This is a genomic window from Sphingomonas sp., from assembly GCF_036387535.1.
GTDB lineage: Bacteria > Pseudomonadota > Alphaproteobacteria > Sphingomonadales > Sphingomonadaceae > Sphingomonas_R.
Genome location: NZ_DASVTO010000105.1, coordinates 12,683 through 36,722, shown reverse-complemented (window position 1 = coordinate 36,722; position 24,040 = coordinate 12,683). Strand labels below are relative to the sequence as shown.

Here is a 24,040-nt window from a genome sequence, read left to right as displayed (position 1 = left end):
TCTGCTGGATCCCCTTATAGTCGGTGTCGTAGGCGGCGATGTTGAACGCCACGCGACGATTGAAGAACTCGCTCTTCAGGCCGACTTCATAGGCGGTCACCGTTTCCGGATCATAGGGGGTGCTGGCGGAGAAGATCGTCTGGCCGCGACCGTTGAACCCGCCCGACCGATAGCCGCGTGACCAGGATCCATAGACCATCAGGTCATCGGTCGGGCGGTAATCCAGCGTCACCCGCGGCGTGAACTTGCTCCACGACGCCTTCTTGGCGCCGGTGTAGAGCAGGGGATTGATGTTCTGCTTGGTATCATGGGTATAGCGACCGCCGCCCGAAAGCCGCAGACGCGGCAGGAATTCCCAGTTGAGATCGATGAAGGCCGCTTCCGAACGCGATTTGCCGGTCGTGTCCTGCAATCCTGCAAAGGCCCCGAACACATTTGTCTGCTGAACCAGCCGGTACTCGCTTTCAAAATAATAGACGCCGGCAACATAGTCGAACGTGTCGGCCAGCTTTCCGCTGGCGCGCAGTTCCTGGCTGAACTGATGATATGTCTGGTCACGGCGCGCATCGTAGAGGCCGGCGGTGCCATAGTCCTGCCGCTGCGCTTCGTCGCTTTCGCGGTACGACGTGACCGACGTCACCTTCACGGGGCCTGCGGTCAGGTTCATTTCCAGCGTTGCAGCGCGGGCGCGGTAGCGACCGATCGGATCGAGGCCCGGATAGATCGTATATTGGTCCGTCGTGTTGTTGCCGCCGCAGGCGCCGGCCGGCACGAACGTGCAGAAGGCGTCGCCGGGACGCAGCAGGGATCCGTTATAGGGATCGAAATGCTGATCCTGCTGCTCCAGGGTCAGCAGCGCATCGAAATCGGGTGTCGGTGTCAGCAGGAAGGCCGCGCCGAAATTCTGGTTGCTGCTCTTGCCGAGCCGCTCCCCGGTGCCCGCCCGCTTCAGATAGCCTTCGGTCTCGTTATGAAAGCCGAACAGCTTGGCCGCCAGCAGGCCGTCCACGACCGGCAGGTTCAGGATGCCGCGCAGCCCGATCTGGTCGAAACTGCCGTAGCTCGCCTCGAACTTGCCGCCCAATTCGCCGGTCGGGCGGGTGCGCCGCACGTTGATGACGCCCGCGATCGTATTGCGGCCGAACAACGTCCCTTGCGGGCCGCGCAGGATCTCGATCGATTCGATGTCGAAGAAGTCGAGCAGCTGCCCGGTCGACGTGCCGATATACACGCCGTCGACATTGACACCCACCGCGGGATCGAAACTCTTCTCGACGTCGGCGAAGGCGATCCCGCGGATGGATATGTTGGCGGTCGACGCACCCGTGGACTGGGTGGTGATCAGCACGCCGGGCGCCGCCCCCTGCAACTGGCCGATATTGACCGTCGCGGTCGCCTCCAGCGTGGCGGGTGCGATCGCCGTCACGGCGACGGGCGTGGTCTGGATGGTCTCGTTACGGCGGCGCGCGGTGACGAAGACTGCCTGGACCTCGTCGCCGTTTCCGGCGGCAGTGGCGGCGACCGGCACCGGATCGGCGATTGCCGCCGCGGATGCCGCTCCCGCCTCCGGGGTCGCAGGAACAGCGGCGTCCTGCGCCAGGGCTGCCCCCGACTGCGCCAGCGCCCATCCACCCAACGCCAGTATCATGGCGCGATCGCAGAATGCTTTCATGCTTCCCCCCTAAGGACAGCTAAGATGTTTATTGTCTTGGGTCCATTCATGGTCCGGCGCGGAACCGGGCGTCACCTACGCAATAGGCCAGCCAGCCGCATTTCCGCCGCGGCCGAACGGCAGCGCGCGCGGCCCGATCATGCCGGTCTGTCCGATTTCATCATGCGGTCCGCCGCCGCCCAGGCGAGCGCCATCGCCGGCGCATTGGTGTTGCCGGACACCGGTGCCGGCATGACCGAGCAATCGACCACCCGCACCCCCGTCACCCCGTTCACGCGCAGGTCCGCGTCGACCACCGCCGCATTGTCCGATCCCATCCGGCAACTCGCCACCGCATGCGTGCCGCAGGTCGACAGGCGACGGAACAGGTCGAACAGCGCCTCGTCGCTCTCCTGCTGGGCGCCGGGAAAGACCTCGTGCGCGATTACGCCGCTCAGTGCCGGCTGGCTCATGTAACGGCGCATGTACCGGATCATCGCGACGGCGGCGGCGCGGTCGTCCGCCGTCGTCATCCAGTTCGGCCTGAGTTCCGGCAGCACGGCCGGGTCCGCCGACGTGATCCGCACGCTTCCCTCGCTGGTCAGGCGCAGCAACTGGCCGTAGCAGGTGGCACCCGGCGCCCGCTCCACATCCGCCAGCGGCACCGGAAAATTGTCGTCGCCGCCGCGCGCAAAGGTGAACCCGCCCATGTAGAGCTGGACATCGGGACGGTCGGTTTCGGATGTGGTCCGCACGAACGCGCCCACCTCGAACGGTCCGGTCGCCAGCGGCCCGCTGCGTGTCAGATAATAACGCGCGATGTTCTTCCAGAGGCCGCGACCGTAAAACTCATGGTTGATTCCGCGATCATGCTTCAACCGATAGGCCATCGAAAAACCGAGATGGTCGCGCATCCGCGCGCCGACGTCGGGGCTGTCCACCAGCGTTTCGACACCGGCCGCGCGCAATACTGCGCCCGGCCCGATTCCCGATCGTTGCAGGATCGCCGGGGACATCAGCGTGCCGGCAGCCAGGATCACCTCGCCCGCCACCGCGAACCGGCGCTGTACGCCCCCGACCTGCGCGACCACGGTCACCGCACGCCCGCGATCGAACAGGATGCGGTCTGCCATCGCCCCGGTGACCACGGTCAGGTTCGGCCGCCCGCGCGCCGGTTTCAGGAACACCGTCGCCGCACTTTGCCGGCGGCCGCCGCGGATGTTGTGCGCGTAATAGCCGACCCCCTCCTGATCCTCGCGGTTCAGGTCGTCGCGCCGCGCCAGCCCCATCTGTTCGCCCGCCGCGATCAAAGCGTCCGCCACGGGATAGCGGAAATGGCGCGTGCTGACATGCACCGGCCCGCCGCTTCCCCGCACGCCGTCGTCGCCCAGGTCATGATCCTCGATCGCACGGAACGCGGCCTTCATCGTGGACCAGCCCCAGCCGGCGGCGCCGCGCGCCTCCCATTCGTCATAATCCTCCGGCTGGCCGCGGACATAGATCATGCCGTTGATCGCCGACGATCCGCCAAGTCCCAGGCCGCGTACCCAGGTCTCGCCGGCGGCTTCACCCGGCACCCGCGGCTGGGCGACCGGGAAATGCCAGCAATGCCGTGGGTCCATCACCAGCCTGGCCATGCCCTTGGGCATGTGGATCAGGGGGTGGCGATCACCGCCGCCCGCTTCCAGCAGCAGGACGCGCGATCGGCCGTCGGCGGACAGCCGGTTGGCCAGCACGCATCCCGCGGACCCCGCGCCGACGATGACATAGTCCCACACATCCGCGGCATCGCCGGGCGGCGTCATGCCCCCGCATCCCAGCGCAAGGGGATGGCGGTGCAGGCCCCGACATTGCCGGCCTTCATCCGTACCGCCTGCGCCGGATCGACGTGGAAGGGCGGCATCCGTGCGAGCCATTCGCGCAGCACGACGACAAGCTCCATCCGCGCCAGTCCGGCACCGACGCAGCGATGCGCGCCCTGCCCCATGGTCGAATGGCGTGTGGGGTTCAGCCCGCGATCGAACCGCACGACATCGGGCGCGTCGAAACAATCGGGGTCGAGATTATGCAGCATGCTGGGCAGATAGACGATGTCGCCGGTCTTCAGGACGATGCCGTCGACCGCGACGTCGCGCACGCAGTTGCGGCTGACCGACACGCTGGCATAGCGCCGCATCAGTTCGTCCACCGCCGCCGGGATCAGCGCGGGGTCGGCGCGCAGGCGTGCCTGGTCATCGGCATGGCGGGCCAAGTGCAGCATGATGAAACCGACCATGGCCACCACCGTGTCCAGACCGCCGAACAACAGGTTCCGGCACATCCGCCGCGCCTCGTCCAGCGTCCAAGGGCGGCCGTCGATCGGGACGGAAAGGATACGGCTGAACATGTCCTCGCCCGGCTGTGCCAGACGGCTTTCGACATAGGGCGCAAGATAGTCGTCGGCGGCCTGGCACAGCTGCGCAACGGTCATCGATCCGTCGGGCCGGGTCAGTTGCGCTCCCAGTTCGCGCAGCATCGCGCGATCCTCGGTCGGCACGCCGATCAGCGTCAGAAAGATGTTGATCGGCAGGATCTCCGCGAATTCGGCGACGAATTCGCACCCGTCGCGACCGGCCAGCGATGCGATCAGCGCGCGCGCGACATCGATCACCTGCGGTTCGATCGCGACGATGAACTGCGATGCGAAGCCGCGCATCACCGCCTTGCGGAACGGCTTGTGTTCGGGCGGGTCCTGCTGAAGCGGGATGAACTGCATCACCGTGCCAAGTCCCGGCGTCACCGACAGCACCGCGCTGGACAGACTTTCGGTGTCCGCCCACAGCGTGCGGATGACCTCCCCCCGCGTCGCGATCCAGTGCCCGCCGTTGCGCGCGGTCCACAGCATCGCGGGCCCGGGCCGCCGCTGCAACGCCAGCCAGGCCGCGAAGAAATCCTGTTCCGCCCCGGGCGGCGCATAGATGTCGAAATCGACGACGCGATCGGCATCGACATGCGGTGGAAGGTCGGCGACTAGGGTGGTCATCGCCGCAGGATAGGATCGCCGCGGCGGCCGTCACCTGATCAAACGCGGAGCTTGGCGCCGGCCGCTATGCCGCCGCGCATTTCGCCGCGACCGCCCGATGCACCGCCGCCGGGTCGAAGTAGAAGGGCTTGAGTTCGATCACCCGGCCGTCGCGGTAACGGGTCGCCTCCGCAAGTTCGATGTCGAACGGACCATCCGCGTCGCGTGCGCGCATCGTGACCAGCACGATCACCCAGTCGCCACCCGCGGTCATCTCGATCAGGTCCATCGCCTCGATCGCCATCATGCCCATGACCAGCACGAACAGCGCGCGCAGACCGTCCTTGCCACGAAAGGTACCCGCATAGGGCAGGCCCGGCGCCTCGGTCGCGCAGAAATCGTCATCCAGCATGTCGCGCACCGCCGCCCAGTCTCCCGCCGCGGACAGTGCATAGAGGCGCCTGGTCTGGTTCAGGTTATGGTCCTGCTGGGTCATGAAAATCCTCCTGGCGGATCCCGCCATCGTCGTGCCTGCGCGGACCGCGCGCACCTCTCCTTTGTTTCAGCGCCGGGCACCGCCCAACCCGATCCGATCAGCCGGCCGCCGGACCCAGCGCGATATGGAGCCGCGTCAGGCGCGATGTCAGGATGCGCCAGCCGTCCGACCCCATCCGGTAATCCTCATGATAATAGCCGCAACCGTGGAGATAGGACGCACCGCTATCCGGCGCCCAGATCTGATCCTCCACCGCGATCACGCCCCGGGCATCGGTGGCGGACAGCAGCGCGATCTCATGCCCGTGGCCATGATGGACGGTGCGCCACGGTCCGGCGGTGTCGCGCACGAAATCGGTGATGGCCGCGCCACCACGATAGACCCAGTCGGCGTTCCAGCCGGCACCGCGCGCACCGTCCAGGCTCAACGCGCCGCGCGCATCGAACACGGCATCGTCGCAGAAGACCGCGCGCAGACCGGCCCAGTCCCGGCTATCCATGCACCGGAAGTGCCGCGCCTTCAGCTGCTTGATCGCCTCGATCGCGAGCAGTCGCTGGACGGGGTCCACCGCGCCGGTTTCCATCATGCCCGCCCTCCGTCATCACCCGCCTGCAGTCGCCCGGCCGGCATGTCAGCCATGTCCTGCCGGACGACGGCGATACCGCTGGATCGGCGCGCCGCGCGCAGGCGACAAGCTGCCAGCTTGGCTAGGTGACCGGGCCCGCCGCCGCACCGCATCTAGGCGCGAGGATCTAGGAGACGGACATGACCGGAAGGGTGGCAGGCAAGACCGCGTTGGTGACCGGCGCCGGCTCCGACGGCGGGCTGGGTGCGGCCACCGCCCGCCGGCTGGCGGAGGAAGGCGCGACCGTCTGGCTGACCGACATCGACGCGGCAGGCGTGCAGGCCCGCGCGGCCGAGATTGGCGGCCGCGCCCGCGGTCTGGTCCATGACGTGACCAGCGAAACCGCCTGGGACACGGTCATTGCGGAGATTGTGGCCGAAGGCGGCGGGCTCGACATCCTCGTCAACAATGCCGGCATCGCCATCCTGCGCATGATCGAGGCGCTGACGCCGCAGGATTATGCGCGGCAGATGGAGGTCAACATGACCAGCGGCTTCCTGGGCATGCGTGCGGGCGTCGCGGCGATGCGCGCGGCGGGCCGCGGCGGATCGATCATCAACCTGTCGTCGGTGGCGGGACTGGTGGGTATTCCCGGCGTCTCCGCCTATGCGGCCAGCAAGGCCGGACTTCGCCTGTTCGGAAAGGCGATCGCGCTGGAAACGGCCAAGCAGGGGATCCGCGTCAACTCGGTCCATCCCGGCATGATCCTGACCGGAATGCAATCGGTCGCGCTGAAGGACAATCCCGATCAATTCGCGATCATCACGGCCGGCATTCCGATGGGGATGATGGGTGATCCCGCCGACGTCGCCAACATGGTCCTGTTTCTCGCCTCCGACGAGGCCCGCTACGTCACCGGGGCGGAGTTCGTCGTCGACGGCGGCCTGACGGCGCAATGATCCGCGCGCCGATCGCCCGACGGCGTCGCACCCGCGGCCCTACATGGATTGCATCTGATTAGGTCGACGGCGGTTCGCATGCCTGTGCTATGGGGCGGACATGACCGGCATTGATCAGACAAAAGACATCTCCACCGATATCGCCGGGGACCTCGCCCGCCTGTTCGTCGGGCGTTCCGACATGGCCGCGCGCATGCGAGCGTTGGACTGGGCGGCGACTCCGCTGGGCCATCCGGGTTCGTGGCCCGCATCGCTGCGCGCATCGGTCACGCTGATGCTCGATTCGGGTTTCCCCATGTTCATCGCCTGGGGACCGGAGCTGACGTTCCTATACAACGACGCCTATTCCGCCATCCTCGGCACGAAGCATCTGGCCGCGCTCGGGCGGCCGTTTCACGCGATCTGGGCGGAGATCTGGAACGACATAGCGCCGTTGATCGACAAGGCCATGGCGGGTGAGGCAGTGCGGCTCGAAAATCTGCCGCTGCGGATGAACCGCCACGGTTTCGATGAGGAGACGACCTTCTCCTTCTCCTATTCACCCGTCCGCGACGATGCCGGACATATTGCGGGCATGTTCTGCGCCTGCACCGAAACGACGCGGCAGGTCACGGCGGAAGCCGCATTGCGCGATCTGAACCAGACGCTGGAACAGCGCGTGGCGGCGACCGCAGCCGATCTGGACCGCGTCTGGCGCAACGCGCGCGATATCTTCGTGGTCATCGATGGCAACGGCGTGTTCCGCCGGATCAACCCGGCGACGACCGCCATCCTGGGCTGGTCGGAGCAGGAGATGATCGGCAAGGCCGTGTTCGACTTCGTCCACCCCGACGACGTGGCACCGAGCCTTGAGGCGCTGCAGCATGCGCGCGAGGACTCGCTGCCCACGTTCGAGAATCGCTACCGCACGAAGAGCGACGCGTTGCGGACGATTTCCTGGGTGGCGGCGCCGGAGCAGACGCTGATCTACGCCTACGGCCGCGACGTCACGGCCGAGCGCGAACAGCAGGCCGAACTTCGTGCCGCGCAGGCCGCCCTGCGACAGGCGCAGAAGATGGAGGCGGTCGGGCAGCTGACCGGTGGGCTCGCCCACGACTTCAACAATCTGCTCACCGGCCTGATGGGCAATCTCGAACTTCTGCAGATGCGGGCCGAACAAGGACGACTGGCGGATGCCGACCGGTTCATCATCGCGGCGCAGGGCGCCGGGCGCCGGGCCGCGGCGCTCACGCAACGCCTGCTGGCCTTCTCCCGGCAACAGACGCTCGACCCGAAACCGGTCGACGTCAACCGGCTGATCGCGGGCATGGAGGATCTGATCCACCGCACCGTCGGCCCCGCCATCACGATGGAGGTCGTCGGCGCGGCCGGCTTGTGGACCGCTCTGATCGATCCGAGCCAGCTCGAAAACGCGCTGCTCAACCTCTGCATCAACGCACGGGATGCGATGCCGGACGGCGGTCGCCTGACGATCGAAACCGCAAACCGGTGGGTGGACGACCGGTCCGGTGTCGAACACGACCTGCCGCCGGGCCAGTATCTGTCGGTCTGCGTCACCGACACCGGCACGGGCATGAGCGAGGAGACGCAGGCGCGGGCGTTCGACCCCTTCTTCACCACGAAGCCGCTGGGCGAGGGAACCGGCCTCGGCCTGTCGATGATCTACGGGTTCGCGCGCCAGTCGGGCGGACAGGTCCGCATCTACTCGGAAGTCGGCCAAGGGACGACGATGTGCATCTACCTCCCGCGTCATGCCGGCGACGTGGACGCGGCGACGACGGAGGCCAGCGCCCCCGTCGATGTCGACGGCGGCGGGATGACGGTGCTGGTCGTCGATGACGAACAGACCATCCGCCGGCTGATCGAAGAGCTGCTCGGCGAACTGGGATACCGGGTGATCGTCGCGGCCGACGGGCCGCAAGGGCTGAAGATGCTGCAGTCGGACGGCCGGGTCGACCTGCTCATCACCGATGTCGGGCTGCCCAACGGCATGAACGGACGCCAGGTCGCCGATGCCGCGCGGGCGGCGCGCCCCGGCCTGCCGGTGCTGTTCATCACCGGCTATGCGGAGAATGCCGCCGTCGGCAACGGTCACATGGAGCCGGGGATGGAGCTGCTTACCAAGCCGTTCACCATGTCGGATCTGACCCGGCGGGTGCGGTCGATGCTGGGATCCTGATCGCGTGCACGGGTCCCGTCCGCCGACAGGCATCGCAGGGCGATCTTGGGAACGCCCTGCCCGTGGGCCGGATTGCCGTTTCATCGGCGGCAAGCGCGGCCGCGGTGTGGCGGTGAATGTCACCCCGAGCGGGGCGCATCCCCTTACAAACGATGCGATCTCGGGAACCAGCGACGACCGCTAGGCGGCGGGCAGTGTTCCGGGTCGAAGATAGGCGAACATGTGCGGGACATAATCAGCCTTCCCGATGTCCACGCCTTGGCTGCGGAGGATCGCGTAGGCGGTCATCAGGTGGAAGTACAACTGGGGGAGCGTCCAGTCGCGGACATATTGCTCGGCCGTCAGGTCGAAGGTCATGCCCGTTGGCAGCGCGTGCGCGATGGTTCGCCCGGGGTCGCCATCCAGCGCATCGGGCGCCAGACGGTCGAGCATGGCCATTGTTTCGCTGATCCGGGCCTGCGCGTCGGCAACCGTGCCGGGATGTTCGCCCGCGTTCCGCCCTTCATCAAGAAGCGTCGTGATGAACGCCGGAAAGTCCTCGCCCTTCAATCGACACACAGCTTCCCAGGCCTGCACGCACGCGAAGCGAACCTGCGTCCCCAACGGAAACATGTCCGGTGCGAGACGCGCGAGGAGCAACCTGTCCGCCGCTCCGCCTGAGGCCTTTTGCGCTTTGTCGAGCCATCCGGACATCGTGCTCAGCATCTGCGTGAAAGTCGGGACGACGAGGTTGGTTGGGCTCATCCGCATGTTCATACACGGACCAACGGCCAGCGCCATGCCTGACCGAGGAGCGGTTTCTCACACGGTCAGACCGGCACTCAACAAGGATCAAAATCTGGCCCGCCCGTCACGAAGACGCGCGGGCCACCGGTTCATCGGACCAAATGTGGATCAGAAATTTACGCCCACTCGGACACCATAGGTTCTGGGTGCACCAAACTGCCAGTTGTAGATGTCGTCGTTGCCGGCGGCGGTGAAGCCCGCATAAGCCAGCGGCCGAATGTCCTCTATGTTCTGAACAAAGGCTTGCACGTTCCACTTCTTGTCCAGTGGCTGGTACTTCAGATTGAGATCGGTTTGCGTAAAGGACTTCTGCGTGGAGTCCCGTCCATTAAAGATATCCAGGAAGTAGGCGCTCTTGAACCGCGAGAACACGCTGGCGGTCACGACACCGAACTCGAAGTCGAAGTCGTGGTCGTAGCCGGTCGTGACGATGAACTTCGGCGACTGGGGCGGAACATTGCCCGACAGGTTGGGCTGCGTCACCGTTGCGGGATTGGTGTCGAGATCACCCACACCGGTCGCCGCGCAACCGACGCAGAAGACCGGATAGGAGGCCAGCAACCTGTCGTACCGCGCGTTGAGATAGTTGAAGCTGGCATTGAAGCGATTATTGTCGTCAAGTGCAACACTCATTTCCGCCTCGACCCCCCAGATCGTCGCCTTGCCTGCATTGAAGATCTGCTGGCCCAGTGCCGAATCGATCAGGACCGATGCCTGCAGGTTCTTGTAATCGTAATAGAAGCTGGCGAGATTGAACGTGTTGCGACCGCCCGATCCGAAGCTGAACTTGGCGCCCGCTTCATAAGCGGTATTGGTTTCCGGATCATAGGTGCCAACGGCGTCGAAGCCGCCTGCCTTGAAGCCCGTCGCGACCTTCGCATACAATAACGTATCGCGGTCGAGCTTGAAGTTGAGCCCGGCAAGCCAAGTGATCTTGTCGGCGTCGGTCTTCAGGTTGAACGTCTGCGCGGCGGTCGCGGGTGCGTCGATGCGGCCTGGACCCGAGTTGAACCGGAAACCCAGCTGCTCGTAAATGGCGGAGCGATTATCCTTGGTATAGCGAAGACCCGCCACCGCCGTCAGCCGATCGGCAAGCGGAACGTCCACCTGCCCGAATGCCGCCCAGTTACGGATCTTCACGAACGGCCGTCGAAAATAGGTGATGAAGCCGCCGTTCGGACCCAGTGCTGACGTATAAAGCCCCTGGCCTGCATTTTCCTGCCGTTCCCGGAACAGGAAGCCGCCCGTCTGCCAGACAAAGCCGCCCGGCGTCTCGCCATTCAGGCGCAGTTCGTGGCTTTGCGTCGCCACGCTGTTGCCGTAGCTGAAGGTGGTGAAGGCCGGCGACAGCGTGGTGCGCCCCGGGTCGGCGTCCGTATCGCGGTAGCCGCCGGTATAGGTCAGCGTCGCCGGGCCGAAGTCATAGGCCGCACGCCCGCGAACCGCCACCGTCTCGCGCCGTGCATATCCGACGCCCGTCGCCGGGGCGTTGTACCGATGCCGGTCGACCTGGCTGAGGAAATTGGTGTTCTGGGGATAGCATTGGACGCCAGGCGTCAACGGCGCGATTTCGATATAGCCGTTGAGCGCGCAGGTGGCTCCTGGTCCGTTGCCCGGCAGGTTGAGGTTCACGAACGCCTGCGCCGGCGTGATGACCCGCGTCGTGCCATATTCGCCGGCGACATCGATGATCAGATTGTCCACCGGCTTCAGGCGAAGCGTGGCCCGGCCGGCGGCCGTGCGCGTGGCACCGCTCCGTGCGTTCACGTTGGGATGGTAGGTGTAGCCGTCATTGTCGTTGTAGATGCCCGACAGCCGCAGTCCGCCAAAACCGAACGGAAGGTCCACGCCCCCTTCGACGATATACTGGTCATAATTGCCGTAGGATGCCGATCCTTCGACGGAAAAGCGGTCGCCTGGCTTGCGCGTGATGAAATTGATCGCGCCGCCGGTGGAGTTGCGGCCGTAAAGCGTCCCCTGCGGCCCACGCAGCACCTCGACCCGGTCGAGGTCGAACTGCGCGGCGTTCAGCACGGTAGCGCGACTGATATATTCGCCGTCGATGTTGATCGCGATCGACTGGTCCTGCACCTCGTCATTGCTGTTGGTGCCGACGCCGCGAATGGCCACGCGCGTGAAGGTCGTATCGTTCGTGATCTGCAGAGCCGGCGCGACCCGAGCCAATGAGTTGAAATCGGTCACCCCATTGTCGCGCAACGCCTCCGAGCCGATCACATTGATCGCGATCGGAACATCCTGGATTCGCTGCGCGCGGTTTTGCGCGGTGACGATGATGTCGCCCGACACATCCGCGTCCGGTTGCGGCGTGCCTGGCGACGACGGATCCACCTGCCCCGGCGCACCGGCGGTATCCTGCGGCTGTGCGGCGGCCGCAGCGGCGCCAGCATCAGCGGCAGGCACGACGCCCTGCGCCGCAGCCGGCACCACGACGATCGGGGCCCCATACGCCAAAAGACTGCTTCCCAGCAGACAACGAATAGCGCGTGCTCTCATGATCCTCCCCTCACTCCCGTGTTCCGGCTTAATCCGGTTTACACGGCTTATATAGAATGCGTATTTTAGTTCGGTCAAGCCTGAGTCGGTTGGCCATAGGAATAAATTAGAACAGTCATTCTTATATAATAGGAGGGGCCTTGTGAAACCAGTCGCAGCGACGCCGCACGATCGGATGACGGTCGCGTGAGGATCGACGATCCGCAGACCGGCAATCAGGACGGTGTGGTAAGCCGGCGCGCCCTGATCGGCAGCGCCGTGGTCGGAACCCTGCTGCTGTCACCCGGCCGAACGGATGCAGGTGCGGCGCGCAATGCGGCGGGCGTGTCGGGCGGCGGCGTCGCCACGCCCGACGCCGCGATCGTCGCGACGAACGCGGGGCGCATCCGGGGCTTCACCCGGCACGGCATCTTCACCTTTCGGGGCATTCCCTATGGTGGACCGACCGATGGTGCGCGCCGTTTCGCGCCCGCCACGCCGCCGACCGCCTGGTCCGACGTGCGGTCGTGTCTGTCGAAAGGTCCGCAATGCCCGCAACCGGCGCGCAACTGGTCCAATGATGAAATGGCGTTCATCGCGGACTGGGAGGATCGCTATCCAAGCGAGGACTGCCTGACGGTGAACGTCTGGACGCCGTCGGTGGAAGCGCACGGCAAGCTGCCGGTGATGGTCTGGCTGCACGGCGGTGGCTTCGTGACCGGATCGGCGTACGAGCAGCCTGCCTATGACGGCAATCGCCTCGCCCGCCGCGGCGCGGTGGTGGTCAGCGTGACGCATCGGCTGGGGGCGTTCGGTTTCATGGACCTGTCCCACCTCGACGATGCCGCGCTGGCGACGTCGGGCAACGCCGGCATGCTCGACATCGTACTGGCGCTGCAATGGGTCCGTGACAACATTGCAGCGTTCGGCGGCGATGCGGACCGGGTGACGGTGTTCGGTCAATCCGGGGGCGGCAGCAAGGTATCGACGCTGATGGCGATGCCGGCGGCGCGCGGACTGTTCCACCGGGCGATCGTGATGAGCGGTTCCTTCCCGACCGCGCGATCGCGGATCGACGCACGCCAGGCGACCGACGCCGTGATGCAGCGCCTGGGCGTGTCCGACGTGGCGGGTCTGCGTGCCGTTCCCGCCGGCGCGCTGGTGGCCGCAGCCGAAGCGGTACAGAAGGCCGCCGCCGCCGCATCCCCCGCCGGGGCACGCGGACCCATCGCCGGTTCACGCGTGTGGGCGCCCGTCGGTGACGGCACCGTCGTCGCGGCCGAGCCGTGGGTGAACGGCGCCCCCGCGGTGTCGCACGACATACCGCTGATGGTCGGCACGGTCCGCGACGAGTTTCGCCTCTCGTCGATCGTGGTCGATCAACCGCAGCTGGAGGCACGAGTCGCTTCTCTGTACGGAACCCGGGCGCCGGCCATGTTGGAGGCGCTGCGCCAGGATTTCCCCGGCTTGGGGCCGAACGACCACAACGGCGTGGTCAGCGGGATCGGCTGGCGAGTCGCGGCGTTGCGGCAATTGGACCTGAAGCGCCAGCAGGGCGGCGCGGCCGCATACGGATATTGGTTCATGCATCCGTCGCCGCTGCTCGACGGCAGGATCGGCGTGCCGCACTGCGCCGACATCGCCTATGCCTTCGACAATACCGAGAAGTGCGACCAGCTGACGGCCAACGATGCCGCCGCGCAACGGCTCGCCGGGATCATGGCCGACGCGTTCGTGAGCTTCGCATCAACGGGACGGCCGGTGGTGGAAGGCCGAGCCTGGCCAGCCCATGCGCCCGGCAACCCCACGGTCGTCTTCGACAGGACGGGCGTCGTACGATCGGACCCGGCACGCCACGTCTTCGCCGTCGCCCGGGCATGACGGCGGCCCCGCGCGCCACGCCGCGACAACGCGGAACGATCGGGTGATCACGTCCTGGCGCTGGTCATCCACAGGACCGACCATGGGCTCCGGGCGAATGCGGCTGAACGCGGGCCGCCGATGCGGACACCGACATGCTCAGCCGCACGACGCCGTCACCGCACGATCGTCTTGCGGTCGGTGTTGAACGACGGAAACGGCAGATATGACACGCGCAGCTTCTGGCGCAGCCCGAGATCGTGGGAACCGCGCGGAAACCCGCCGGGACGGGTGACCAGGATCGTGGCCGGTGTCCCGAACGCCCAGCGGCGATCATATGCCGTCTCCATCTCGTCCAGCGTCAACGGACCATGGCCGTCATCGAAGCGAACTGCCGCGCGCGGCAGTTCCTCGCCATCGATCGATACCGCCAGTTCCTCGATCATCGACAGGCCCAGACCGCGATAATAGCCAAGCTTCGCCGAGAACGAGAAACCGTCAGGATCCGTGGTTGAGCGGGTGTCGCGGACGCTGTCGGCGTCGATCAGATATTTGTCGAACATCATGCATTCTCCCGGTCGTGTGCGCCCAGAAGGCGCTCGAACATGCGGTGCTGCCGGCGGACCTGTTCGCGGCTGTCCACCTCCTCGACATCCTGCACCCAGCGATTTCCTTCATACTCGCTTGAAAGATACCCGTTCCAGCCGCCGGCAACGAGTTCCGGAATGACCTCATCATAGGCCAGCGACGGATCCCGCGCGTCCTCGGTCATCTCGTAGAATTTGGCCTGGATGTGCCGGAAATACGGGATGTAGTCGCGAATGCGCTTGGGATTGGAATAGGGCGCGTGGCGCAGCGCCTCCGCCATCCGGACCTCGATGGGGTTGCCCTTCATCCGCACCGCGACATCGTAGATCGTGTATTCGGCCATGATCTTGGCCTCGTGCTGATCGACGATGAACTGCGCGATTTCCGGCCGGGCGCCGTCACGCTCGAACCGCGCCCGCCATACGGGCGGAAAATGCTTCATGAAGATGCCCATGTCGGGCAGCAGGCCAAGATGTTGGGTGCCGAGCCGGTCGGCGACCTCCACGGTGCGCAGGATCCAGGCATGTTCTATGTGCCAGGGTGCATGGACCTCGACCCCCATATGCACGTCAAGCTCCTCCGCATAGGGCACGCAACGCTCCAGAACGTCGGGGCGGACGAACACCAGGATGCGCATGTTGCGGATGCCGAGGCGGTTGCAGAGCACCAGATCGCGCCGGATCGATTGGATCTGCTCCTCATCGGTCATCGGCCGGTCGCGCCGTCGCTTGGTATCGAGGAACATGTCGTAGCATGTCAGCTCGCATCCGTGCCGGGCGATCGTCTCCCGCCACTTGCCGACCTCGGCATCGGTCACGTTGGGGAAGGATGGGATATTCTGCTCGGGCAGGATCTCGATCCCCTTCGCGCCGATCGACGCGGCGAAGGCGACGCAATCTTCGACGGACATCTGCCCGAGGAACAGTTCCTCCTGGAAGCTGTACAGGCTGATGCCGCGTTTGACGGTAGTTTCCATGTCGATTTCTCATCCTGATGGTGCGTGACGTGGCTCGGCGTGGCGTCGTTGCGAAGGACGGATCAGCGCCGCCACATGGCCAGCGACCGCCGGGTCGACCTGCCGGGACCGGTTGGTCGAGACGGCAGCTGCGATCGGGCCCCTGCCGGCGACGCCACGACCGTCCGGCGCGATGCGCCCGGGAACATCACGCCGGATCGCGGTAGCGGCCCGTGCATTCGTTCGCGCCCGTCATGCCGCCTGACCCATGATGGCAGCCGGCGTCGTCGTGCGGCGTCCGAGTGTGAAGGCGAGCACCGCAACGACGATCCCGAAGATGCCCGCAACCAGGAAGGCGCCCTGCATCGTGCCGGTCACATTGTTGAACTGGTGCACGATCCACGGGCTGGAAAACTGGCCGAAGAAGAAGCAGGCGGTCCATACGCCCATGCCGCGGCCGCGATGCTCGAACGGCAGCTTCGTCTGCGCCCAGGCGATCAGTGCCGGCACCGCCATGCCGGCCCCCGTCTGCTGCACGATCAGCGCCGCCGTCATCTGTCGCCAGTCGGCGGCAAGGCCGATGCCAGCAAGCCCGACGCCGATCAGCGCGAAGAAGATGCCGAGCTGGACACCGTTGGACCGGCTGCTGACGACGCGGAAGATGACCGCGCCCAGCATCACGAAAAGGCTGGGGATCACCGTCAGCTCGCCGATCTGGGCGGCCGATTGCACGCCCACCTCCCGCCAGGCGAGACCGCCCGAGATGATGAAGACGTAGTAGAGCGCCGAGGCCGCCAGCGTCACGACCCCGATCAACGCCACGGACAGGGTGGGAAACGGAACACGGGCCTTGGGCGCCTGTGCCAGATCAGTCACGGTCGCACCGTCTTCGCGCTTGGGTTCGAACAGGTAGGCCAGCATGGCGAAAAAGATCGGGAAGGCGACGGCATAGACCAGGAAGATGCCGTTCCAGCGGATGGCCGATGCGTGCCCGGACAACAGGATCACACCGGACGCCAGGAACGGCCCGGCCAGTCCCTGCAGCAGCAGCCAGTCGCGCCGGCCCCGATCATCCCAATAGTCGCCGATCAGCGTGTTCACGATGGTCAGGATCGCCGCTTCGGCGACACCCAGCAGCAGTCGCGACGCGAACAGCGCGTTGAGGCTGTCGAGGAAGAAGGGCGCCGTGCCGAACAGGCCATAGAGGAATGTCGCCCCGATCAGCAGCGGGCGACGACCGAACCGGTCGACGAAGAACCCGGCGAACGGCGCGATCAGCGCGATCGTCAGCCCGGGCGCAGACACCATCATCGGGACCTTCCACCGGGCATCGGGATCAGCCGCGAAATGATCGATGATCGCGGGCACCGCCGGGAACATGGAGACGATCGCAAAGATCGGCAGGAAGGCGGCGGTCACGATCGTGATGCCCTGCGGTATCATCGTCAGCCGACGCAGAGACTCCATCAAGGACCGCATATCAACCTCTCCCGACGCACGCATCCGTGCTTCTAATATTAGAACATTCGTTCTGTTAAGTGCCCGAGTCAATCCCTTGCGGTCGGTCCGTCGAACAGCCGGACCGGAAACCGCCGGCTGAGGACGATCACGATGCAGAGCAGCAGGCAGATCGACAGGGCGGCCGGGCCGAAGGCGGCGCGCGTCGGGGTCGCTTCCGTCGCGCCATGTGCGGTCGCGAAGAAGAGCGCACCGATGCTGGCCGCTCCGATCGCGCTGCCGAGTTGCTGGACCGTACCGAGCGCGGCACCGGCTGCGCCGGCGTGCCGCGTATCGACGCGCGACAGCGCAATCGGGGAAAGCGGCCCGGCGCAGGTTCCCATCCCCAAACCCGCGACCAACAGGGCGATGCCGATGGCGACGAGGCCGGCGTCATTCGCGACGGCCCACCACAGGCCCAGGACGCCGACCGCCATCGCCGTCGCGCCGGCCGCCAGGACGGACCTGCCCAATCGCGGCAACACCCGGCGGCCGAGCAGGCCGACCCCCAGACCGACGCCCACTGCGAACGGAACGTGCACCAATCCGGCGACGAACGGATCAAGACTCAATCCCACCTGAAGCAGCAGAGTGAGCACGATGAGGAGGCCACCACCGGCGGTGGCAAACACCGTGGATGTCAGCAACCCGTTGGCGAAACTGCGCTCGCGGAACATGGCCGGGTCCAGCAACGCCGATCCCGCCCGTGCCATCCGGCGCTTCAGGTGACCGTGCAACAGCGCAGCGAGCGGCAGCGCAAGCGCGAGCAGCGCGAAGATCCACCACGGCCAGCCCAGTTCGCGCCCCTCCACCATCGGCAGGATCAGCGAGAACATCAGCAGGATCAGCACTGCATTCCCGATCCAGTCTATCCGGATCGCGTCGGGCGACGCACCGCGCGGCAGCAGCGCACGACCGGCGACGATGCCGGCCACCCCGATCGGCACATTGATCAGGAAGATGCTGCGCCACCCCAGCCCGGCGATATCCGCGTCGATCAACGCTCCGCCCACGATCGGCCCGAGAACCGCCGACAGGCCGCCGAGCACGCCGAACAGCGACAGCGCCTTGATCCGCTCCTGTGGAGGATAGAGGAGTTGCACCAGCGCCATCACCTGCGGCCCCATGCAGGCGGCGGTGGCACCCTGCAGCAATCTGGCCAGAACCAGTTGCGTGGGCGTGGCGGCCATGCCGCACATCACTGACGTTATCGTGAACCCGGCCATGCCGCCCACGAACATCGTGCGATAGCCGATCATGTCGCCCAGCCGCCCGCCGGTGACCAGCAGCATGGCGAACGCGACCGCGTAGCCCGCCACCATCCACTGCACGGCCGTCGGGCTCGCCCCCAGGTCGGCCCGGATCGACGGGATGGCGATATTGACGATCGTGCCGTCGACCAACTCCATCACGAACGCGATCGTCAGCGTGACGAACGCGAGCGTTCGGGCCCGCGGATCAAGCGCGGCGGCGAGTTCGCGCGCGATCGGCCGCCCCGGCGCTGGCGCGGTCGCCATGGTCAGACCGCACCCTCGCGCAGCATCCGCACCGCCGCGTCGCACGCCCTGGCGGTCAACGCCATATAGGTGAGCGAAGGGTTCTGGCAGGCCGACGAACTCATCGCCGCGCCGTCCGTGACGAACAGGTTGGGCACGTCATGCGCACGATTCCAGCGATCAAGCACCGACCGGCGCGGATCGTCACCCATCCGCGCGCCCCCCATCTCGTGGATGGCCGATCCGCCCGCCCCGGGCTGGTCCAGCCCCATGATGACGTGCCCGCCCGCCGCTTCCAGCATGACCTTGGCCTGCTCCTTCGCGTCGGCGAGCGCGGCATGCTCGTTCGCGCCATGCTCGAACGCGATGCGCAGTTGTGGCCCGCCGTGCGGGTCGGCCTTGACCGGATCCAGCGTCAGCCGATTGGTGGGTCGCGGAAGGCTCTCGGCAAAGGTCACGAAGATCATCCGCCACGCGCCGGGATGGCGCAGCTTCTCCTTCAGCGCGGTGCCGATCCCCGGCTCGCGCTTGCCAGCGGTCCAGGTGCTCTGCACCGCACCACCCTGATAGCTGTAGCCACGGGTGAAGCCGGGCGCGTCGCGCCGGTCGACGTTGCGGAAGCGCGGCACGACGACGCCCGTCGGCCGGTTTCCATAGCTGGTGTGCCCCTCGAAACCCGGCATGATCGCGATGCCCGACAGCGTGGTCGCATGATCCATGATGTGGGTGCCGAGCACGCCCGACGAATTGGCGAGGCCGTTGGGGAACGCCTGGCTGCGCGAGCGCAGCAGGAGGTGGTTCGAGTTGAATGCACCGGCGTTGAGGAAAATCAGCCGCGCCGTGGCCGTGCCACGCTTGCCCGTCTTCACATCGCGGTAGCGCACGCCGGTCGCGCGACCGGTGGCGGGATCATGATCGACGCCCTCCACGACCGAATCGGTCACCAGCGTCAGATTGCCGGTCGCCTGCGCCGCCGGCAGCGTCGAACTCTGCGTGGAGAAATAGGCGCCGTAGGAGCAGCCGCGCGCGCAGATCGAGCGATATTGGCACGGTGATCGCCCTTCCTTGGCCTCGGTCAGGTTGGCGGTCCGGCCGACTGTCAGCCGCCGCTCCGGGAACTTGTTCAGGAAAACGTCGCGGCAGTGCTGCTCGACGACGTTGAGCGCCATCGCGGGCTGGAAGCGGCCGTCGGGCAGCACGTCCAGCCCCTCCGCCGCGCCGGATACGCCGATGAACTCTTCCACCCGGTCGTACCAGGGTGCCACGTCGGCATAGCGGATGGGCCAGTCCAGCCCATGGCCGTCGGCCTTGTTGGCGCCGAAGTCATAGTCGGACCACCGATAGCATTGCCGCCCCCACGTCAGCGAACGGCCGCCGAGCTGGTAGGATCGCCACCAGTTGAAGTCCATGCCGGCGGGAACGGCATAGGGATTCTCGACATCGTTGACGAAATGGTTCTGCGTGAACTCGGTGAAATGCCGGTTCTTGGACTGGACCGCGAAATCGCGCGCGTACAGCTCCGCATCGCCCGCTCCGCGGAACGGCATGTCCCATGGTGCCAGCGTCTCGGTCTTGTAACCCGTACCGTGCTCGATGTTGCGGCCGCGCTCGATCATCAGGACTTTCAGCCCCGCCTGCGTGAGTTCCTTCGCCGCCCATCCGCCGGTGATGCCGGAGCCGACCACGATTGCATCGAATTGCATGCTCATCCGAAATCCACCGCTGTCCAGTCGCTGGAAAAGGCGCGGTCGGATGATCGAAGCGGGACGTCCGGATCCCACCGGCCCGGCACCAGTTCATATTGAAGCTCCTGCGATCCGCCGGCTTCCGACGTGTAATAGCCCGTCAGGATCAGGTTCTTGATCTTGTGCCACATGTGCCGTTCGCCACCGGGCGCGAAGGCCTGGGCATCGATCGCCTCGACTGCGGCGCGCTGTCGTTCCGGCGTCGCGGAATTGAAGTCTCCGCCCGCCTTGATGCGCAAGTGAATGGCAAGATCGTCGAGCAGAAACATGCCGCCATGCGGCGTCGCCGTCTGGTTCGCGCCCTGGATGGCGGCGCTGCCACCTCCGGGATCGCGGGTGCCATCAAGCCCATGGTTCAGCGCGAGCACCAGGAAGTCCCCGACCCCCACGTCCGAAGCGCCCGGCGTATCGGTACGCGGAATGACAAGATCGGCCACACGGTCGAGCATCTTCCGCTCGGCATCGGTCGCCTCCCCCCGCTCCCCGCTTCGCGCGCGCTGCCAGATCCACAGCGGCGTTCCGATCAGTGCGGCCAAGACGGCGCCGCTTCCGATCAGCTGCCGGCGGTCGAACTGTCCCAGAGCTTTGTCGGCCATGCCATGCCTCTCACCGCGACGATCCGGATGGCGAGGTGGCGCCTTGGCGCTTCTGCTCCCCACCGCCCGAACATGTCGTCGCCCTAAACAAGAACGGTCATTCTAAAACGAGAAGCAGGCTCGGTCAATCGCTCTCTGCGGAAGACGATCAGATCCCCAGGATGCGTCGATTGGCGGACGCGTCGCTTCCGCTGGCGGCAAAATCGTCGAACGCGCTGGGCGTCACCCGAATGATATGGTCGCGAATGAACGGCGCCCCTTCGCGTGCGCCATCTTCGGGATGCTTCAGCGCGCACTCCCATTCCAGCACCGCCCAGCCCGGAAAGTCGAACTGCGCCATCTTGGAGAAGACCGCGCGGAAATCGACCTGACCGTCTCCCAGCGAGCGGAAGCGCCCGGCCCGTTCGGTCCAGCCCGCATAACCGCCATACACGCCCGATCGGCCGGTCGGGTTGAACTCGGCATCCTTGACATGGAAGCAGCTGATCCGCTCGTGATAGAGATCGATGAACTGGAGATAGTCGAGCTGCTGCAGCACGAAATGGCTCGGATCATAGAGGATCCGGGCGCGCGGGTGATCGCCCACCGATTCCAGGAATCGCTCGAACGTCACGCCGTCGTGCAGATCCTCGCCCGGATGAAGCTCGAACGCGCAGTCGACCCCGGCATCTCCAAAGGCGTTGAGGATCGGCCGCCAGCGCCGTGCCAGTTCGGCGAACGCCTCTTCGATCAGGCCGGCGGGGCGCTGCGGCCATGGGTAGACATAGGGCCACGCCAGTGCGCCGGAAAAGGTGGCGTGCGCCGTCAGCCCGAGGTTAGCGCTGGCCTTGGCGGCCAGCATCACCTGGTCCACCGCCCAGGCCTGCCGCGCGGCCGGATTCCCGCGCACTTCCGGCGCCGCAAACCCGTCGAACAGCGCGTCGTAGGCGGGGTGCACGGCAACGAGTTGCCCCTGAAGATGGGTCGACAATTCGGTCGGCACCACGCCGAACGCCGCCAGCCGCCCGCGCAGATCGTCGCAATACCCCCGGCTCTCTGCCGCCGTCGCCAGGTCGATCAACCTGGGGTCGGCCGGAATCTGGATGCCTTCATAACCCAGCCCGCCGGCCCATTCGGAAAGATGCTCCAGCGTGTCGAACGGGGGATGATCGCCCATGAACTGCGCCAGGAAGATGGCCGGGCCCTTGATCGTCTTCATCGCCTATTGCCCTTCGAACAGGATCCAGCCAGCATCGTCGCGGCTGGCGGTGACCGCGGCTTCGATGAAGGCCATCGAACGCACGCCGTCCGCGATGCCGGGCAGCAGCGGCGCCGATCCGCCGTGCAGCACGTCGGCAAAGTCGCGGTACAGGGTCGCGAAGGCCTCCAGATAGCCTTCCGGGTGCCCGCCCGGCGTCCGGCTGGCCGCCTGGCCGTGCGGCCCGAGCGCAGCGGTGCCACCCCAGATCGTCTCACTACGCCCATCCGCGTGCATGATGACGACGTGATCGGGCTGCTCCTGCCGCCAGACCAGCCCCGCTCTGTCCCCATAGACGCGGATCGACAGCCCGTTGCGCTCGCCCGTCGCAACCTGAGACGCGGTCAGAACGCCGCGGGCGCCATTCTCGAATCGCAGCAGTACCGCGACGTCGTCGTCCAAAGCCCGATCCGGCACCACCGTGCCAAGATCGGCACATAGTCGCGTCACGCGCAGGCCGGTCACGAACTCAGCAAGATGGAAGGCGTGGACGCCGATGTCGCCGATGCAGCCGCCGACCCCCGATTGCGCGGGGTCAAGGCGCCAGCGCGCCTGTTTGCTGGCCCCCTCGTCCATCGGTGCGGACAGCCAGCCCTGCACATACTCCACCGCTACGCGCCGAACGGTCCCCAGCAGCCCCTCCGCAATGCGCGCCCGCGCCTCGCGGACCAGCGGATAACCCGAATAGGTGTAGGTCAGCGCATAGGGCCGCCCCGCCCCCGCCCGCGCCGCCGCCACGGCGAGTTCGCGCGCCTCCGCGAGCGTAGACGTAGCGGGTTTGTCGCTTATCACGGCGACGCCGGCGGCCAGCGCCGCCATGGCGGCGGGAAAGTGGAGGTGGTTGGGTGTGACGATCGCGACCAGATCGATGCCGTCGTCGCGCGCACGCTCGGCCGCCAGCATCGTCGCATGATCGGGGTAGGCGCGTGCCGGATCGATCCCGTACCGTTCACCACCCAGTCGGGAACGATCGGGATCGCTGGAAAATGCGCCGGCGACCAGCGTCATCCGCCCGTCCAACTCGGCGGCGATACGGTGGATCGGCCCGATGAACGCACCTGGCCCACCGCCGATCAGACCGAGCCTCAGCTTGCGCGTACCGGCCATGCTACCTCACCGTTTGGAATTACCATTCCAATGACGGCTCGCCAGCCGGGTTGTCAAGCGCACGGGCGATCGTGGCGCGTCAGGTCGCGGACCCCAGATAGGCCGAAACCATGTCGCCCAGCGTTTCCTTGAGCGCCTGCCATTCGCCCGCGACATGATAGCCCGGCGCCGCACCGAATCCCAGATCCCGGGCCAATGCGGCGTAGGCGATTCGGTAGGCAGCATGGACCGCACGGTCGGGATCGGCGCGCCGGATCTCCGAACGGTAGGTCAGCAGCGCGGCGCAGACCATCGCCTCGACCTGCTCGTAGCTCCGCTTGCCCGCTTCGCTCACTACTGGATCAGACACCGCCTGAAGCATCATCGGGCGCATCAGGTCGGCGTGGCGGCGGAGCGCCTCCGCGATGCCGTCGATCAGCATCGGGACCAGTTCGTGGAGATGCCCGGCCCGGGCCTCCGCGGCCTCCACGACCTCGCGCTGCTCGCGATCGACGGCGATCAGAACGCGGCTCTGCACCGCACGCACCAGATCATCCTTGCTGTCGAAGCGGTTGTAGATCGAGCCGATCGACACTTTGCCGACCTTGCTGACCTCCTGCAGCGTGAATTCATTGCTACCACGTTCGCGTAGCAGCTTCTCCGCCGCGGCGATCAACCGTTCGTACGATGCGCGGCTACGGCCTTGTTGCGGCTCCCTGGACGGCGCGACGGCTAGCTGGATCTCGTTCACGGGTTAGGCACCTGCACTCTCGAACTGGTCCGTTGACAGCATGATCCCTCGGGATTAAGCCGCTATTACGAACTACAGTTCTAATTCTGGATTACAGCG

Annotated in this window: 19 protein-coding genes; 3 read left to right on the top strand and 16 right to left on the bottom strand. The window is 66.2% G+C overall.

Annotated elements, in window-relative coordinates; all coding sequences use genetic code 11:
* The 5 genes from VF649_RS10005 to VF649_RS09985 all read right to left on the bottom strand — a co-directional run.
* Nucleotides 1-1,672 (bottom strand): TonB-dependent receptor (locus tag VF649_RS10005; RefSeq protein WP_331011815.1); only part of this gene is annotated, 1,672 nt, incomplete at its 3' end.
* Nucleotides 1,673-1,809: 137 nt separating this feature from the next.
* The gene (locus tag VF649_RS10000; protein ID WP_331011814.1) at nucleotides 1,810-3,456 is read right to left on the bottom strand and encodes a GMC family oxidoreductase; all 1,647 of its coding nucleotides are present in this window, start codon (nucleotides 3,454-3,456) and stop codon (nucleotides 1,810-1,812) included.
* Nucleotides 3,453-4,673 (bottom strand): cytochrome P450, encoded by a 1,221-nt coding sequence (locus VF649_RS09995; RefSeq protein ID WP_331011813.1) that lies wholly within the window; start codon nucleotides 4,671-4,673, stop codon nucleotides 3,453-3,455. The genes VF649_RS10000 and VF649_RS09995 overlap by 4 nt, the downstream gene beginning before the upstream one ends.
* A gap of 64 nt (nucleotides 4,674-4,737) precedes the next feature.
* Complete coding sequence (locus tag VF649_RS09990) at nucleotides 4,738-5,148, bottom strand: nuclear transport factor 2 family protein (protein WP_331011812.1); 411 nt, start codon at nucleotides 5,146-5,148, stop codon at nucleotides 4,738-4,740.
* 97 nt (nucleotides 5,149-5,245) lie between these two features.
* The gene (locus VF649_RS09985; protein WP_331011811.1) at nucleotides 5,246-5,734 is read right to left on the bottom strand and encodes a nuclear transport factor 2 family protein; all 489 of its coding nucleotides are present in this window, start codon (nucleotides 5,732-5,734) and stop codon (nucleotides 5,246-5,248) included.
* A gap of 179 nt (nucleotides 5,735-5,913) precedes the next feature.
* Here VF649_RS09985 and VF649_RS09980 point away from each other — a divergent pair, with 179 nt between their 5' ends.
* Both VF649_RS09980 and VF649_RS09975 read left to right on the top strand, forming a co-directional pair.
* The gene (locus VF649_RS09980) at nucleotides 5,914-6,672 is read left to right on the top strand and encodes a glucose 1-dehydrogenase (protein WP_331011810.1); all 759 of its coding nucleotides are present in this window, start codon (nucleotides 5,914-5,916) and stop codon (nucleotides 6,670-6,672) included.
* Nucleotides 6,673-6,772: 100 nt separating this feature from the next.
* Complete coding sequence (locus tag VF649_RS09975; RefSeq protein WP_331011809.1) at nucleotides 6,773-8,851, top strand: hybrid sensor histidine kinase/response regulator; 2,079 nt, start codon at nucleotides 6,773-6,775, stop codon at nucleotides 8,849-8,851.
* 180 nt (nucleotides 8,852-9,031) lie between these two features.
* Here the strand turns inward: VF649_RS09975 and VF649_RS09970 are convergent, their stop codons facing one another.
* Nucleotides 9,032-9,595: a DUF1993 domain-containing protein gene (locus VF649_RS09970; protein WP_331011808.1), complete on the bottom strand. Its 564-nt coding sequence runs from the start codon at nucleotides 9,593-9,595 to the stop codon at nucleotides 9,032-9,034.
* 150 nt (nucleotides 9,596-9,745) lie between these two features.
* A complete protein-coding gene (locus VF649_RS09965; RefSeq protein WP_331011807.1) occupies nucleotides 9,746-12,109 on the bottom strand; it encodes a TonB-dependent receptor in 2,364 nt (787 codons plus the stop codon).
* Between the two features lie 228 nt (nucleotides 12,110-12,337).
* Between VF649_RS09965 and VF649_RS09960 the strand changes: the two genes are divergently transcribed.
* On the top strand, nucleotides 12,338-14,011 hold the full coding sequence (locus VF649_RS09960) for a carboxylesterase/lipase family protein (protein ID WP_331011806.1): 1,674 nt from the start codon (nucleotides 12,338-12,340) through the stop codon (nucleotides 14,009-14,011).
* A 155-nt stretch (nucleotides 14,012-14,166) separates the two neighbouring features.
* Here VF649_RS09960 and VF649_RS09955 read toward each other — a convergent pair whose 3' ends face one another.
* The 9 genes from VF649_RS09955 to VF649_RS09915 form a co-directional block, all read right to left on the bottom strand.
* The gene (locus VF649_RS09955; RefSeq protein WP_331011805.1) at nucleotides 14,167-14,556 is read right to left on the bottom strand and encodes a C-glycoside deglycosidase beta subunit domain-containing protein; all 390 of its coding nucleotides are present in this window, start codon (nucleotides 14,554-14,556) and stop codon (nucleotides 14,167-14,169) included.
* Nucleotides 14,553-15,554 carry a sugar phosphate isomerase/epimerase family protein gene (locus VF649_RS09950; protein WP_331011804.1) on the bottom strand — a complete coding sequence of 334 codons (1,002 nt, stop codon included), beginning with the start codon at nucleotides 15,552-15,554 and terminating at the stop codon, nucleotides 14,553-14,555. The genes VF649_RS09955 and VF649_RS09950 overlap by 4 nt, the downstream gene beginning before the upstream one ends.
* A 231-nt stretch (nucleotides 15,555-15,785) precedes the next feature.
* Nucleotides 15,786-17,000 carry an MFS transporter gene (locus VF649_RS09945; protein WP_331011803.1) on the bottom strand — a complete coding sequence of 405 codons (1,215 nt, stop codon included), beginning with the start codon at nucleotides 16,998-17,000 and terminating at the stop codon, nucleotides 15,786-15,788.
* 80 nt (nucleotides 17,001-17,080) lie between these two features.
* Nucleotides 17,081-18,547: an MFS transporter gene (locus VF649_RS09940; protein ID WP_331011802.1), complete on the bottom strand. Its 1,467-nt coding sequence runs from the start codon at nucleotides 18,545-18,547 to the stop codon at nucleotides 17,081-17,083.
* Nucleotides 18,548-18,549: 2 nt separating this feature from the next.
* Entirely contained in the window at nucleotides 18,550-20,235 is a 1,686-nt protein-coding gene (locus tag VF649_RS09935) for a GMC family oxidoreductase (RefSeq protein WP_331011801.1), read from the bottom strand.
* Nucleotides 20,232-20,867, bottom strand: coding sequence for a gluconate 2-dehydrogenase subunit 3 family protein (locus VF649_RS09930; RefSeq protein WP_331011800.1), 636 nt, complete (start codon nucleotides 20,865-20,867; stop codon nucleotides 20,232-20,234). The genes VF649_RS09935 and VF649_RS09930 overlap by 4 nt, the downstream gene beginning before the upstream one ends.
* 148 nt (nucleotides 20,868-21,015) lie before the next feature.
* On the bottom strand, nucleotides 21,016-22,065 hold the full coding sequence (locus VF649_RS09925; protein ID WP_331011799.1) for a sugar phosphate isomerase/epimerase: 1,050 nt from the start codon (nucleotides 22,063-22,065) through the stop codon (nucleotides 21,016-21,018).
* A 3-nt stretch (nucleotides 22,066-22,068) separates the two neighbouring features.
* Complete coding sequence (locus VF649_RS09920) at nucleotides 22,069-23,211, bottom strand: Gfo/Idh/MocA family oxidoreductase (protein WP_331011798.1); 1,143 nt, start codon at nucleotides 23,209-23,211, stop codon at nucleotides 22,069-22,071.
* Between the two features lie 79 nt (nucleotides 23,212-23,290).
* Nucleotides 23,291-23,941, bottom strand: coding sequence for a helix-turn-helix domain-containing protein (locus VF649_RS09915; RefSeq protein WP_331011797.1), 651 nt, complete (start codon nucleotides 23,939-23,941; stop codon nucleotides 23,291-23,293).
* Nucleotides 23,942-24,040 lie beyond the last annotated feature (99 nt).